Origin of the sequence: Pseudomonas sp. UBA2684 (assembly GCA_002354655.1) — a bacterium.
Classification (GTDB): Bacteria; Pseudomonadota; Gammaproteobacteria; order Pseudomonadales; family Pseudomonadaceae; genus Aquipseudomonas.
The window spans coordinates 48,011-62,707 of the sequence record DELY01000032.1 but is presented as its reverse complement, the minus strand read 5'-3'; the positions used below and the strand labels follow the sequence as shown (position 1 = coordinate 62,707).

Here is a 14,697-nt window from a genome sequence, read left to right as displayed (position 1 = left end):
CAATTTTCCATCAGCGCCAACAATATAGTGCATCCAACTGCGTGATAGCTCAGTCAGAAGTATCAGAAAATACGCCCGATTGCTTCAAGAGATGCTCGCTTTTTTATACCGTCGCCCAGTAATATATAAATCGTATTAAACGTTTTGAAGATAAATCCGTCCTCGAATTTGCAAAGGGGGCTGGTGCGCACGAAGTCACCGACATCCCATCGACGACGACTGTCATAAATAACATCTTTTGCGTAAATAATGACTGGTTGCCGTTGTGTTTTGGTTAATTCCTCTAATTGCTTAGGAGTGACATCAAGATCAATCCATTCCCAGCCTGATACGATGCAGTATCCAGCGTAAGGATATCGGTCTTGAACAATTCTTACAGCTTCATCCTGATCAACCTTCGCTCCATGCATTGGGATGCCATCGCCGTAAAGAATATCAAGGGTCTCACTAATTTCGTTCATGGTTATTATCCTGCATTCCTGTTTAATGAAGATGATGATTCATAGAGAGAGCTGTATTTGCAATTTGCTAACTGATCAGGCGCAAGACCAACTTTGCTGTCAATCTGTATCACTCCGAAAATAGTTCGCAGGTGATGAAACACCACGCTTCCTTCTGAGCTTGCTTCGATAATATCTATAACCTCTGCAACGGTTATTCCTAATTCGCTTGGCACTACCACTTGCATTGACTTAATGAAAACATTCTCGTGGGAAGAAGAGAGTGCGCCTTTGACTTGCTGAATATCATTGGTCTCGATTATGCCGGCAATCGATTTGTCGACAGTGCGTGCAATGGTCAGGCTCATCCAGAGTTGATCTCCGCGCTTGGTCAAGCTCCATTTTTCGGGTAAGGACGAAGTAGATAGAACGTCTACCGTTTTTTGTTGAGAGCTCATACCGTTTGTGCCTCGACTTCACTTGTTAGCTACCCAGCAGAGAGGTGGCTGGATTTCTTGGGAGCGATTTTGGGCGGGGAAATCAACTGGCAGTGCATCGCCCCAATTATTTAATTGGCATGTATTGACAATTATTAGGTAATGCTTAGCGCCACATCATTAGTGTATTCGCTAACGATGTGGCGCGTCAAAGCTGTTCTGATGCTTAATTTTGAGCGCAAGAAAAATGAGGTTCGAAGAGGTTTTGGGGCAGGTGCTCCGGGATGCGAGGTTACAGGCAGGTCTAACACGTACTGAGTGCGGTGAGATCCTCCACATTTCAAACCTAAGTAAAGTTGAGAATGGCCAGGCCCTCCTGCGGATAGATACGCTTGCTGCCCTCTGTGAGGCGCTGGGAGTAGGACTCTGCGATGTGCTTTTGGTTGTTGAAGCGCGCCAATCTGGACTGAGCATTGAACAGCAGATCGCGGTGAGTAATAAGAGGATTGGGGCACTGCTGAGTGCTGGGCGTTTTGAGCCGGTCGCTCAAGATGACGCGCTTCGTGGGGTTCGGGGGCGAAAAGCGGATACTACTCGTGATGCAGTAAAGCGCTTGCAGCGGCAAGGGCTTACTAAGGAAGAGATCGCTCGGGAGCTCGGGGCTGGTCTTCGGACTGTGCAGCGGTATTGGTCTAAAGGGGAATGAGGGCTAGTTACTCGGCTTTCGCGTACCTGCACCGCTGACAGTGGATACTTTTGGGAGTTGTCGATTCTTTATTTCCTATAAATAGTCCAATAAAAAAATCATATTTATCAGTATCCTTCACTCACTCACGCACTGTTTTTGGGTTGTTTAGGGTTAACTAAGACCGAAATGTATACCCAGGAGCAGAAGAAATTCCGTGCCCGCGATGAAATGCAGGTGCTGGAGGAGATTCGCCGTGCCGGTGAGCGGCTGATCGTCCAGCGGGTATTTCTCGCCGATGGCGATGCCCTGGTGCTGCCGACGCGCCGTCTCTTGAGCATCCTTGAGGCGATCCGCCAGCACCTGCCCGACGTCGAGCGGGTGTCCAGCTACTGCCTGCCGCGCAACCTGCGCAAGAAATCGGTCGAGGAGCTCAGGGAGCTGGCCGATGCCGGGCTGAAAATGGCCTACGTCGGCTGCGAGTCGGGTGACGACGAAGTGTTGGCGCGGGTCAATAAGGGTGAGACCTTCGAGTCCAGTCTGAGCGCCCTGGACAAGCTTGGGCAGGCGGGGATCAGCCGTTCGGTGATGATCCTCAACGGCCTGGGTGGCACGGTCTTGAGTGAGCAGCACGCGGACAACTCGGCGCGCTTGATGAATGCGGCGCAGCCGGAGTTTCTCTCGACCCTGGTGGTCAGCTTTCCCCAAGGCGAAGTGCGTTTTCGCCAAGGCTTTGCCGATTTTCAGCCGCTCAATCAGCAGCAGCTGTTTGTCGAGGTCGAGCGTTTGCTGCTAGGTCTGCAACTGCGCGACACAGTTTTTCGCAGCGATCACGCCTCCAATTATCTGGTGCTCAAGGGCAGCCTGGGCGCTGACAAAACGCACCTGTTAGCCCAGGTGCGTGAGGCCATCGAGCGCCCGCAGCAGGCTGGGCTGCGTCAGGAATGGCAGCGCGGTCTGTGACTGGCGTGGATTCTGCATCGCTGCGCTGTTCGCCGGTTTTCCGTCACCGGCCGTGGGAGAAATGCGATGCGTAGTCTGATTGTCGTGCTGGTGCTGCTGGCCCTGAGTGGCTGCATGAAGGTCAGCGACCTGGCCGATGGCGCTGGGTATCATTTGCGCGATGCGGGCGTGCTCGACCACGGGCGTACCGAACGCATGGCCTCGCGCCGTGTACAGCAGGACTCGTTTATCTATATCGCCCAGGGCCATTTCGTACCGCCGGGCGATGCCTACCCGCGGCCTAATGTGGTCGCGGAAGAGGCCTTCAAGGGCTTTGTCGAGTATTTCCCGATGGTGCGCCGCGCACGCGCGCCGGCAGGGCTGGAAGAGGCGATGAGCGAGGCGCGGGCCGCTGGTGCGCATTACCTGCTGTACAGCCGTTTTGCCTACGCCGATGATCGTATCGGCACGGTGGAGGAGTGGGAGGATCAGGAAGCGCTGGATCGCCTCGGCACCGACCGCAGCGTGCTGCAGTTGATGCTGATCGAGACTAATACCCACTATCTGGTCGACACCGCGCGCATTCGCAGCCGTGGCGGCTTTCTGACGTTCTACGATGCCAAACCGGAAGATTTGCTCGGCCCGCCGCTGCAGGACTACGCCCGCAGCCTGCTCGGGCTCAGCCAGTAAGGAATTCGAGATGAGCGACCCAGGCAAGGCCAGCGATCTGTTGGCACAGATCCCCAAGAGCGAGAAAGGGCTGCCGCCTGTGCACCTGTGGAACCCGGATTTCTGTGGGCATATCGACATGCGTATCGCTCGTGATGGCACCTGGTACTACATGGGCACGCCGATTGGTCGCAAGCCGATGGTCAAGCTGTTCTCCACCATCATTCGCCGCGACGGCGACGATTACGTCCTGGTGACGCCGGTGGAGAAGGTTGGCATCACCGTCGATGATGCGCCGTTCGTGGCGGTCAGCGTGCAGGTCGAGGGGGAGGGCGAGGCGCAGGTACTGCGCTTCACCACCAATGTCGAAGAAGAGGCCGTTGCCGGCGCTGAGCACCCGCTACGGGTCGAGCTGGATGCGCAGACCCAGGAGCCTGCGCCTTACGTGCATGTGCGCAGCAACCTGGAAGCGCTGATCCATCGCAATGTGTTCTACCAGTTGGTTGAGTTGGCAGTGCCGCGTGAAGTCGACGGCAAGACCTGGCTGGGTGTGTGGAGCAGCGGGCAGTTCTTTCCGATCGGACCGCTGCCGGATTGAGGTCTTTGCCTCTGTCCGAGTAGGCGCTACAGCGGTTATCTCGGGTGGGTTAGCGGTGCATGATGCCGTGAGGCGTGCCTCGATAATCGAGCGCCGCGTAACCCACCGAGTTCACCGCAATAACGATATCGCCAAAGAAAAAGGCTCCCGAAGGAGCCTTTTGTGTTTTTACATGTTGGGGTAGTTCGGCCCGCCGGTGCCTTCCGGGGCCACCCACGTGATGTTCTGCGCCGGGTCCTTGATATCGCAGGTCTTGCAGTGCACGCAGTTCTGCGCGTTGATCTGGAACTTCTGCTCGCCGTCTTCCTGGGTGACGATTTCGTAAACGCCGGCCGGGCAGTAGCGCTGCGCCGGTTCGTCGTACAGCGGCAGGTTCTTGCTCAACGGAATGCTCGGGTCGGTGAGCTTCAGGTGACAGGGTTGTTCCTCTTCATGGTTGGTGTTGGAGAGGAATACCGAGCTGAGCTTGTCGAAGCTGAGTTTGCCGTCCGGTTTCGGGTAGCTGATCTTCTGCGCGTCGGCCGCCGGCTTCAAGCAGGCGTAATCCGGTTTGGTGTCGTGCAGGGTGAAGGGGATCTTGCCGCCGAAGATGTTCTGGTCGACATAGTTGAACGCGCCGCCTCCCAGAACGCCAAACTTGTGGATCGCTGGGCCGAAGTTACGGCTGCGGAACAGTTCGTCGTACAGCCAGCTGGCCTTGAAGGCGTCGACATAACCAGTCAGTTGGTCGCCGCCTTCGCTACCAGCGAACAGCGCATCGGCCACCGCGTCAGCGGCGAGCATGCCGGACTTCATGGCGGTGTGGCTGCCCTTGATCTTGGCGAAGTTCAGGGTGCCGAGGTCGCAACCGATCAGTGCGCCACCGTTGAACACCATCTTCGGCAGCGAGTTGAGGCCGCCCTTGGCGATGGCGCGGGCGCCATAGGCGACGCGCTTGCCGCCTTCCAGGTACTGGGCAATCACCGGGTGGTGTTTGTAGCGCTGGAATTCGTCGAACGGCGACAGGTGCGGGTTGCTGTACGACAGGTCGACAATCAGACCGACCACTACCTGGTTGTTTTCCAGGTGATAGAGGAACGAACCGCCGGTGTTTTCGCTGTCGACCAGCGACAGCGGCCAGCCGGCGGTGTGTACCACCAGACCTTGTTCGTGCTTGGCCGGATCGATGTCCCAGATTTCCTTGATGCCGATGCCGTAGTGCTGGGCATCCGCCTCGGAGTCGAGGTTGAATTGCTTGATCAGTTGCTTGCCGATATGGCCACGGCAGCCTTCGGCGAACAGGGTGTATTTGGCGCGCAGTTCCATGCCTGGGGTGTAGTAACCCTCTTTTGGATGGCCTTCGCGGTCGACGCCGAGGTCGCCGGTGAGGATGCCGTAGACTGCGCCTTTTTCGTTGACCAGGGCTTCTTGAGCGGCGAAGCCTGGGTAGATTTCTACGCCGAGATTTTCCGCCTGCTGCGCCAGCCAGCGGCACAGGTTGCCCAGAGAGATGATGTAGTTACCCTGGTTGTGCATGGTTTTCGGCACAAACAGGTCAGGGATCTTGCTGGCTTTTTCGGCATTTTTGAGCAGGTAGATGTCATCGCGCTTGACCGGAGTATTCAGCGGTGCGCCGAGTTCTTTCCAGTCCGGGAACAGTTCGTTCAGTGCGCGCGGCTCGAATACGGCGCCGGAGAGGATGTGCGCACCGACTTCGGAGCCTTTCTCGACCACGCAGACGCTGATTTCTTTACCCGCTTCGGCGGCTTTCTGCTTCAGTCGGCAGGCGGCGGACAAACCGGCAGGGCCGGCGCCGACGATGACGACGTCGAACTCCATAAATTCGCGTTCCACAGGCTATCTCCTACTCAAGGCTCTCTAATTTTATTTGACGATCAGGCTCGTTCCCTGGGCGATGCTGGCGCATTATATCTGCACCCTCCCAGCGGGCCAATACAAACGTTTGTTTGAATTTTCTGTAGGCCTGCTAGAATCCTACTACATCGCGGATGACTGGCTGGTTCGCTGTATTGACCAGGCTAGGTCGTGCGGTCAAGATACGGGCGGTTTTGCGCTCGCCGTCTGGGCTGAAAGTCGGTTCCGGCCGATTTGCATCACCCGCCATGTTCGCTTTGGCGACATTCCTATTCACCGGAGAGTAACGAGGAATCCATGAAGGTTCTTGTAGCTGTCAAACGAGTGGTCGACTACAACGTCAAGGTTCGCGTCAAGGCGGACAACAGCGGCGTTGATCTTGCCAACGTCAAGATGTCGATGAACCCCTTCTGCGAAATCGCCGTGGAAGAAGCGGTACGCCTGAAAGAGAAAGGCGTGGCGAGCGAAATCGTCGTCGTCACCATCGGCCCGGCCACTGCTCAAGAGCAGCTGCGTACCGCGCTGGCCCTCGGTGCCGACCGTGCCATCCTGGTTGAGTCGGCCGATGAGCTGAACTCGCTGGCCGTGGCCAAGCTGCTCAAGGCTGTGGTCGACAAAGAGCAGCCGCAGCTGGTGATCCTGGGCAAACAGGCGATCGACAGCGACAACAACCAGACCGGCCAGATGCTCGCCGCGCTGAGTGGCTACGCCCAAGGCACCTTCGCCTCCAAGGTTGAAGTGGCTGGCGACAAGGTCAACGTGACCCGTGAAGTCGACGGCGGTCTGCAGACCGTTGCGTTGAACCTGCCGGCGATCGTCACCACCGACCTGCGCCTGAACGAGCCGCGCTACGCGTCGCTGCCGAACATCATGAAGGCCAAGAAAAAGCCGCTGGAAGTGGTCACGCCGGACGCCCTGGGCGTTTCCACCACCTCCACCGTGAAGACCCTGAAAGTTGAAGCGCCGGCTGCTCGCAGCGCGGGTATCAAGGTCAAGTCCGTGGCTGAACTGGTCGAGAAACTGAAGAACGAGGCGAAGGTAATCTAAATGACTATCCTGGTTATCGCTGAACACACCAATGCCGCCCTGGCGCCAGCCACGCTGAACACCGTGGCTGCTGCTGCAAAGATCGGTGGCGACATCCACGTGCTGGTTGCCGGTGCCGCGTGCGGCGCCGCCGCCGAAGCCGCCGCCAAGATCGCTGGCGTGGCCAAGGTGCTGGTGGCTGACAACGCCGCTTTCGCTCACCAGCTCCCGGAAAACGTTGCGCCGCTGGTTGCCGAGCTGGCGCAAGGTGCCTCGCCGGCTGCCTACAGCCACATCCTGGCGGCTGCCACCAGCAACGGTAAGAACATCCTGCCGCGCGTTGCCGCCCAGCTGGACGTTGATCAGATCTCCGAGATCATCGCCGTCGAAAGCGCCGACACCTTCAAGCGTCCGATCTATGCCGGTAACGCCATCGCTACCGTGCAGTCTTCGGCTGCCGTGAAAGTCATCACCGTGCGTTCCACCGGTTTCGATCCGGTGGCTGCCGAAGGTGGTAGTGCTGCCGTTGAAGCGGTGTCGACTGGCGCTGACGCCGGCAAATCGGCGTTCGTTGGCGAAGAGCTGGCCAAGTCCGATCGTCCGGAACTGACCGCTGCCAAGATCGTCGTTTCCGGCGGCCGTGGCATGCAGAACGGCGACAACTTCAAGCACCTGTACGCCCTGGCCGACAAGCTCGGCGCTGCCGTGGGTGCCTCGCGCGCCGCGGTTGACGCCGGTTTCGTGCCGAACGACATGCAGGTCGGCCAGACCGGCAAGATCGTCGCGCCGCAGCTGTACATCGCCGTTGGTATCTCCGGCGCGATCCAGCACCTGGCCGGCATGAAAGACTCCAAGGTGATCGTTGCGATCAACAAGGACGAAGAGGCACCGATCTTCCAGGTGGCTGACTACGGCCTGGTGGCTGACCTGTTCGAAGCCATTCCGGAGTTGGAAAAACTGGTGTAAGCCAGCGATTTCCGCGCTACACAAAAACCCGCTCATTGAGCGGGTTTTTTGTTAGCGCTGTACTCGTTAACGGTTGCTGCGCTCCAGCGCCTCAAGCGGTTTTAATCGCGAAAAAGCGGCAGTCGATCCGCACACAGGCGCCATGCGCTGGTTGGGTGCAGGGGCTTTGTGATGTCTTGAGCGCGTTGCCTGAACCGCTTGCGGTCAAGACCATCCCCGCAAAAGCCTGACTACTCAGGCAGCGCATAATCGAGACAAAGCCTTTTTTGCCACCCTACGGTGCCGTCACTCACGCACGCTGGCATTGAGAAACGCCTGATAATGGGCAGCGGTTTCCTGGGGGCGTTCGATCATCGGGGCGTGGCCGCAGTCCTGCATGATGACCACGCTTGGCTGCTTGAGCAGCGCTTGCATGACCTCGATGCTGGACACGTCCAAGACCCGGTCGTGCTCGCCCCAGAGCAGCAGGGTCGGTGCCTGGATTTTCGGCAGTTCGGGCTCCAGGGGGATGTAGCGCTCGACCAAGTGCTCGAACACCTGCTGGTAGTGGGCGCTGTTGGCGATGGCTTGCTCCGCCAGGTAATGCTTGACCCCGCGCGGTAGGGGTGGCGGTTCGACGAAGACAAACTCCAGCAGGCGTTCGAAGTCTTCAGGGGCTTTTACCACCAGTGGATTGGCGTCGCCGCGCTCCAGTCGGGTGATAAATTCGCTCTTGCGCGGGGCGTCGATGCCGCCATTGTCGAACAGCGCCAGGGACGCCACCTGCTGCGGGTAGCGCGCGGCATACAGGGCGGTGATATGGCCACCCATGGAGTTGCCGATCAGGTGCAGGCGTTTGATCTTCAGCGCTGCGGTGAAGGCCGCGAGGCGCTCGGTCTGGGTGCCGACGTCGTAGCTGGCCTGTGGCTTGCTGCTGTCGCCAAAGCCAGGCAGGTCGAGGGCGATGACGTGGTAGCGTGCGGTGAAATGCCGGGCGAAGCGCAGCCAGTTGTCCTTGTTGGCGCCAAAACCATGGACCATCAACAAGGTTTCGCCGCTGCTCGGGCCGCCCTCGTAGTAATGAATGCTAAGATCGCCCACGGTGAGTTGTTTGCTGTCGAGTTCGGCCAACTGCCGCTCGACCAGACGCATGCTGGTGACCAGTGCGGCGGGGCTGAAATAGAGTGTGCCGGCGATGCCTGCAAGTAGCAGCATCAGGCCCAGTATCAGTTTTTTCATGGCGCGTCCTTATCGCGAATTATTATTGAGCTGGTAGTACGCTAGCATGAAGAATGCATCTCCCGTCGTGTATGCGCCATGGATGCCCATCAAAGGTTGAGCCGGGAAGTCGCTAATGTTTGAGCGTGGTCTATTAAAGTCTTTGCTGTTGCTGGTTGGTTTGCTCGTGTTACCTGGTCTGGCCGCCGCTGCCAAGGGTAAGTGCGAGCGCCTGGTGGCGACCGGCAACCCCGAGTATCCGCCATACCTCTGGCGCGACCCGCAAAATCCGCAGCAGTTGATCGGCGCCAATGCCGATTTGCTCAAGCACCTGGCCGACGAGTTGGGGGTGGTGATTGACGTGATCTACACCGGTCCGTGGTCGCGCGCCCAAGATGAGGTGCGCACCGGCCGCGTCGACCTGATCGCCGGTGCGTTTCTGACTCTGCCGCGTCTGGAAAGCATGGACTACGTGCATCCGGCCTTTTTCTCGACGCCCAGCGTGGTCTGGGTACGCCAGGGCGAAACGTTTCCCTACAGCGGTTGGCAAGACCTGCAAGGGCACACGGGTGACACCTTGGTGGGCAATAGCTTTGGTCAGCAATTTGATGCCTATGCCCAGGTCAATCTGACTCTGGAGGGCGTCTCCAGCTTGACCCAGGCGTTCCAGAAGTTACTGCTCGGGCGCACCGATTATGTGCTCTACGAGCGCTACCCGGGGTTGGCCCTGGCTGAAACCCTGGGGATGGAAGACGATCTGCAAGTGCTGGAACCGCCGATTTCCAGTGAGGGGCTGTACCTGACCCTGTCGCACAACTCTGCCTGCAACGATCCTTGGTTGCGCGGACAGCTGGCGAAAAAAATGACAGAATTGTCCGTTGCCGGCCTGCCGGAAACGCTGTTGCAGCGCAATTTGTTGCGTTGGAAGGAACAGCAGTTGCAACCCGCAAGTGTCCAGAATCCGTAGGAATTTTTCGTGACTAATCGATTTTTATGCGTCGCATTGGCGCTGCTGGCATTGGCTGGTTGCGCCAGTGATCCGGCGCCGACCGAGCAATTGCGCCTGACCGAGCAAGCCCTGGCACAAGCCAAGGCCGTTGGTGCCGATGAGCATGTGGCTGAGCTGAAGCTGGCTGAGGAGAAATTGCTCCAGGCTCAAGCCGCCATGGCCGAGGAGTCGTTCAAGGAGGCACGCATGCTTGCCGAGCAGGCCGAGCTGGATGCGCGTCTGGCAGAGGCGCGAGTGCTTACGCAAAAAAGCCAGGATCAACTGACGGAGCTGAATAATCGGATCAATCGTCTGCGCCTGCAGTTGAGGGATTTGCAATGAATACTCCTGCTCAGGTGATTGGCGGCGCGCTAGTGGTGTTGCTGTTAAGCGGTTGTGCCGGCTCGCAGCAGCGCAGCGGCGAAGCGCTGGAGGCGGCGCGCACTGGTTTTCAGTCCGTCAAGGAAAACCCCGATGTGCTGCGCAGCGCACCGAAAGACGTGATCCGCGCCGGTGAGTCCCTGGCGCGTGCCGACCGTCTGTCGAGCTATTGGGGGAGCGCGGACGACGTCAGCCATTACGCCTATCTCAGCCAGCGTTACAGCGAGATTGCCGGCCAGCACAGCGCTCTGAGTCTCAATCAGGAGCGTGCGGCCAAGCTCGAACTGGAGCGCCAACGCCTACAGTTGGCACTGCGCGAAGCCAAGCTGCTCAGCGTGCAGGAGCAGAGCAATTGGCTGGAAGAGCAGATGGTCAGTTTGGCCACCACGGAAACCGAGCGTGGGTTGGTGATGACCCTGGGCGATGTGCTGTTCGATGCCGGACGCGCGGAACTGAAGGCCTCGGCCAACCGTACCGTGTTGAAGTTGGTGCAATTCCTCCGTCTCAATCCGCGTCGCGTGGTGCGCATCGAGGGCTACACCGACAGCCGTGGTGATAAGCAGGAGAACCTTGAACTGTCCCGCGCGCGGGCGCAGATCGTGGCCGATGTGCTGGTCGATCTGGGCATCGACGCCAAGCGCGTGCAGGTGGAAGGGCATGGTGAAAGCTTCCCCGTTGCCGAGAATGCATCGGCCAGAGGCCGCGCGCAAAATCGTCGCGTCGAGATTGTCTTCTCCGACGAGCAGGGCCGTTTGGGCGCTAGTCGCTAAGCCCCCAGTTAGGCCCCGATAAACCCCGGCCGTTAACACGGTCGGGGTTTTTTATGTGTTAGGGCGCAATTGCGTATTGCATGTGCCGCCAGGCTTTTGCAGATAAATCCGCGAAAATCTTCGAAAACTGCAGATCTTTCGCTGCACGCGGCCGCGCTCTGCATCAACAGTTAAGGCAATGCCTGGCTCTCGTCTGATGCTTCTTCTGAACAGTCCGCTATGGTTTTTGATTAAACCGTTACAGTTCATGGCGCAAGTCAACTGTATTGGCCACAATCAATAAAGCTGTGCCGGTACAGATCGAAATGGCTCGATTACTGTTACGGTCCAGTGATTCGGAGAAGGCGGCCATGACCAGTCTGTTGCTCTACCAGCGTATCGCCCAGCAATTGGCGGAAGATATTCGTCGTGGCGTTTACCAGCCGGGAGAGCGCGTGCCATCGGTGCGCAAGATGAGTTCGCAGCTCAGTGTCAGCCACGCCACGGTGTTGCAGGCGTACGCCAACCTGGAAGACCTCGGGTTGATCCGCGCGCGACCGCAATCCGGTTTTTACGTGCACCAGACTCCCGCCTTGACTGCGCCAACCCCGGACATCGCCCGGGTTGAACGACCAGGCCTGGTGACGCGCAGCAGCATCATCAATCAGGTGCTCACCGAGTCGCGCCGCGAAGGGGTGTTTCCCCTCGGCGCGGCGGTACCGCATGTCGACTATCTGCCGGTACGTGCCTTGCACCAGCAACTGGCCAAGGTCACCCGCTTCCACAGTGCGCGGGCGTTCAGTTACATGTTCAGCCCGGGGTTCGAGCCGCTGCGGCGCCAGGTGGCGATTCGCATGCGCGATGCCGGGGTGGTGGTCGACCCTTCCGAGGTGGTGATTACTCACGGCTGTGTCGATGCGCTGCAGATGTCGTTGCGGGTGCTGACCAAGCCGGGCGACCTGATCGCTGCCGAGTCGCCGACTTACTATGGCCTGTTGCAACTGGCTGACTTGCTGGGCCTGAAGGTCATCGAAATCCCCAGCGACCCGACTACCGGCATCAGTATCGAGGCCTTGCAACTGGCGGCCAGCCAATGGCCGATCAAGGCGCTGGTGTTGACGGCGCGCCTGAGCAACCCGTTGGGCGGCACTATCCCCGAAGAGCGCCAGAAACACTTGCTGCGCCTGGCGGACAACTTCGATATCCAGATCATCGAGGACGATATCTACGGCGAGTTGATGTTCGAGCAGGGGCCGACCAAGGCACTCAAGGCCCACGACCGCGAGGGGCGGGTGGTGTACTGCTCAAGCTTCTCGAAAACCCTGTCACCCGGTGTGCGCATCGGCTGGATGATTGCCGGCAAGTATCAGGATGAAATCCAGCGCTTACAGACGTTCAGCACCCATTCGGCGTGCAGCGTGACGCAGATGGCGGTGGCCGCGTACCTGGAGAACGGCGGCTACGACCGCCACCTGCGCTATATCCGCCAGGAGTACCGCAAGAACCTCAGCGCCTTCCAGTTGGCGGTGCAGCAGTATTTCCCCGAGGGTACGCAGATTACCCGGCCCAATGGCGGTTTCATCCTTTGGGTCAGCCTGCCGGCCCGGGTCAATACCAAAGACCTGCACGTGCGCGCGTTGCAGCAGGGCATCAGCATCGCGCCGGGGCTGATCTTCAGCAATACCGAGCAGTTCAACCACTGCGTGCGGCTGAATTGCGGCATCCCGTGGAACCGTGAAGCCGAGCGGGCGTTGATGACCTTGGGGATGCTGGCCAATCAGCTGTGTCAAGAAACCACCGGCACGTTCTAGCAGGCCGTTGAAAAACTACCGACGTTGCCGATACGGCGTTAAAAACGGCTTGCCAGTGCTGCGACACCGAGCAACTTGCGGCTGAACGGCCTCGCCTGGAGTGGATCGGGCCGCGCAGGTTAGGCGCCCGTTGCCGGTCGCGATGCTCCAGCAAGATCCTGGCTACCGTTAACCCGAATCGAACAGGCACTGCGTCTACTCAAGCGAAGAGATTTTCGCCCCGAGGAGACGTGCCATGTTCAAGGTTATCGCCTTATCCCCGCAGCCGTTGCTGCACGGTTTCGCCGGCAGTCTGCTGCTGGCGTTGACGGCCTGTAACGCGACTCAGCCCGAACCACCGCGGGTTCAGGCCCCTGAACCGGTGCGCGAAGCGCTCTTGCTGGCTCGCGAGTCGCGCGAGCAGCCGCTTGTGCAAAAAGCCGAGATGGCGCGCTACGGCGTTTCGTCATGGCCCGCCGCGGCACTGCCGGCGGCGCCCCTGGCGGACAGCGTTTCGCCGGCTTACCGTGAGGCGTACCGCGAGCAGTATCAGCAGCTCGCCGCCAATCCGGTGCATGCCGTCGCCGCAACGCCGATGTCGACCTTCAGCCTCGATGTCGACACCGGTAGCTACGCCAACGTGCGGCGCTTCCTCAATCAGGGCCAGCTACCGCCCAGCGACGCCGTGCGCCTCGAAGAACTGGTCAACTACTTCCCCTATGCCTACCCGCAGCCGAGCGGGGATAGCCCATTCGGCGTCGCCACCGAGCTGGCGCAAACGCCATGGAACCCCAATAGCCGCCTGCTGCGCATCGCCATCAAGAGTGGGGAGCGTAGCGTGGCATCACTGCCGCCAGCTAACCTGGTGTTTTTAGTGGATGTCTCCGGCTCGATGGACCGCCGCGAAGGCCTGCCGCTGGTGCAGAGCACCCTGAAGTTGCTGGTCGAGCAGTTGCGCGCCGAGGACAAGGTTGCCCTGGTGGTGTATGCCGGTGAGTCGAGTGTGGTGCTCGAATCCACTGCCGGCTCGCACAAAGCCAGGATTCGCGCGGCCATCGAGCACCTGCGCGCCGGCGGTTCGACCGCCGGCGAGTCGGGCATCCAATTGGCATACCGCCAGGCGCAGCAAGGATTCATCGATGGCGGTATCAACCGCATCCTGCTGGCTACCGATGGTGACTTCAATGTCGGCATCAGCGATTTCGACACGCTCAAGGCGCTGGCCGCCGACAAGCGCAAGAGCGGCATTTCTCTGACTACCCTGGGTTTCGGCACGGACAACTACAACGAGCAGCTGATGGAGCAACTGGCCGATGCCGGCGATGGCAACTACGCCTATATCGACAACCTGCGTGAAGCGCGCAAGGTGTTGGTCGACCAGCTCGGCTCGACCCTGGCAGTGGTGGTCAAGGATGTGAAAGTGCAGGTTGAGTTCAATCCCGCCCAGGTCGCCGAATACCGTTTGTTGGGTTACGAGAACCGCCTGCTGCGACGCGAGGACTTCAGTAACGATAAAGTCGATGCCGGTGAAATCGGCGCCGGGCAGAGCGTCACTGCGTTGTATGAAATCGTCCCCGCAGGCGGCCAGGGCTGGTTGGAGCCCTTGCGCTACCAGGCCAAGGCCGAACCCGCCGCGCGCTCGGGCGAGCTGGCCTTGCTGCGTATCCGCTACAAGACGCCGCAGCACGCACACAGCCGGTTGCTGGAAATCCCCATCGAGGCGCCGCGCCAGGTGGCCGCCATGGCCGACGCCAGCGAGGACCTGCGCTTTGCCACGGCGGTGGCGGCCTTTGCCCAGCAGCTCAAGGGCGGCCAGTACACTGGCGCCTTCGACCTGGCGGCGAGCGCCGAGCTGGCCCGCAGTGGCAAGGGCGAGGACCGTTTCGGCCTGCGTGGCGAGTTCGTACAGCTGGTCGAATTAGCACAGAGCCTGCACACTCAGCAGCCTGTTCCCGACACTGCCAAGGTCGATTGA

The 14,697-nt window shown here is 59.4% G+C and carries 15 protein-coding genes; 11 read left to right on the top strand and 4 right to left on the bottom strand.

Features of this window, described 5'->3' with window-relative positions:
- Positions 1–62 precede the first annotated feature (62 nt).
- Positions 63–461 carry a DUF6957 family protein gene (locus tag B3M58_RS10925; protein ID WP_296219074.1) on the bottom strand — a complete coding sequence of 133 codons (399 nt, stop codon included), beginning with the start codon at positions 459–461 and terminating at the stop codon, positions 63–65.
- 5 nt (positions 462–466) lie between these two features.
- Entirely contained in the window at positions 467–808 is a 342-nt protein-coding gene (locus B3M58_RS10920) for a hypothetical protein (protein WP_296219072.1), read from the bottom strand.
- 316 nt (positions 809–1,124) lie between these two features.
- Here B3M58_RS10920 and B3M58_RS22610 point away from each other — a divergent pair, with 316 nt between their 5' ends.
- From B3M58_RS22610 to B3M58_RS10905, 4 genes are all read left to right on the top strand, one after another.
- The gene (locus B3M58_RS22610; protein WP_414704076.1) at positions 1,125–1,583 is read left to right on the top strand and encodes a helix-turn-helix domain-containing protein; all 459 of its coding nucleotides are present in this window, start codon (positions 1,125–1,127) and stop codon (positions 1,581–1,583) included.
- Positions 1,584–1,751: 168 nt separating this feature from the next.
- A complete protein-coding gene (locus tag B3M58_RS10915) occupies positions 1,752–2,525 on the top strand; it encodes a radical SAM protein (RefSeq protein ID WP_414704075.1) in 774 nt (257 codons plus the stop codon).
- Positions 2,526–2,591: 66 nt separating this feature from the next.
- Positions 2,592–3,194: a DUF4823 domain-containing protein gene (locus tag B3M58_RS10910; RefSeq protein ID WP_296219071.1), complete on the top strand. Its 603-nt coding sequence runs from the start codon at positions 2,592–2,594 to the stop codon at positions 3,192–3,194.
- Positions 3,195–3,204: 10 nt separating this feature from the next.
- Positions 3,205–3,771, top strand: a complete 567-nt coding sequence (locus B3M58_RS10905; protein ID WP_296219070.1) for a DUF1285 domain-containing protein — start codon at positions 3,205–3,207, stop codon at positions 3,769–3,771.
- Between the two features lie 168 nt (positions 3,772–3,939).
- On the opposite strand, the gene B3M58_RS10900 is transcribed toward B3M58_RS10905, so the two are convergent.
- On the bottom strand, positions 3,940–5,604 hold the full coding sequence (locus B3M58_RS10900) for an electron transfer flavoprotein-ubiquinone oxidoreductase (RefSeq protein ID WP_296219069.1): 1,665 nt from the start codon (positions 5,602–5,604) through the stop codon (positions 3,940–3,942).
- 318 nt (positions 5,605–5,922) lie between these two features.
- Here B3M58_RS10900 and B3M58_RS10895 point away from each other — a divergent pair, with 318 nt between their 5' ends.
- Positions 5,923–6,672: an electron transfer flavoprotein subunit beta/FixA family protein gene (locus B3M58_RS10895; RefSeq protein ID WP_296219068.1), complete on the top strand. Its 750-nt coding sequence runs from the start codon at positions 5,923–5,925 to the stop codon at positions 6,670–6,672.
- Positions 6,673–7,617, top strand: coding sequence for an electron transfer flavoprotein subunit alpha/FixB family protein (locus B3M58_RS10890; RefSeq protein WP_296219066.1), 945 nt, complete (start codon positions 6,673–6,675; stop codon positions 7,615–7,617).
- A 285-nt stretch (positions 7,618–7,902) separates the two neighbouring features.
- On the opposite strand, the gene B3M58_RS10885 is transcribed toward B3M58_RS10890, so the two are convergent.
- Entirely contained in the window at positions 7,903–8,835 is a 933-nt protein-coding gene (locus B3M58_RS10885; protein ID WP_296219065.1) for an alpha/beta fold hydrolase, read from the bottom strand.
- Between the two features lie 115 nt (positions 8,836–8,950).
- Between B3M58_RS10885 and B3M58_RS10880 the strand changes: the two genes are divergently transcribed.
- The 5 genes from B3M58_RS10880 to B3M58_RS10860 all read left to right on the top strand — a co-directional run bounded on the left by B3M58_RS10880 (position 8,951) and on the right by B3M58_RS10860 (position 14,697).
- A complete protein-coding gene (locus B3M58_RS10880) occupies positions 8,951–9,781 on the top strand; it encodes a substrate-binding periplasmic protein (RefSeq protein WP_296219064.1) in 831 nt (276 codons plus the stop codon).
- A 9-nt stretch (positions 9,782–9,790) separates the two neighbouring features.
- Positions 9,791–10,144 carry a DUF4398 domain-containing protein gene (locus B3M58_RS10875; protein WP_296219063.1) on the top strand — a complete coding sequence of 118 codons (354 nt, stop codon included), beginning with the start codon at positions 9,791–9,793 and terminating at the stop codon, positions 10,142–10,144.
- Positions 10,141–10,953: an OmpA family protein gene (locus B3M58_RS10870; protein WP_296219062.1), complete on the top strand. Its 813-nt coding sequence runs from the start codon at positions 10,141–10,143 to the stop codon at positions 10,951–10,953. Before B3M58_RS10875 ends, B3M58_RS10870 begins: the two co-directional genes overlap by 4 nt.
- 350 nt (positions 10,954–11,303) lie before the next feature.
- Entirely contained in the window at positions 11,304–12,743 is a 1,440-nt protein-coding gene (locus tag B3M58_RS10865; RefSeq protein WP_296219061.1) for a PLP-dependent aminotransferase family protein, read from the top strand.
- Positions 12,744–12,978: 235 nt separating this feature from the next.
- Positions 12,979–14,697 carry a vWA domain-containing protein gene (locus B3M58_RS10860; RefSeq protein WP_296219060.1) on the top strand — a complete coding sequence of 573 codons (1,719 nt, stop codon included), beginning with the start codon at positions 12,979–12,981 and terminating at the stop codon, positions 14,695–14,697.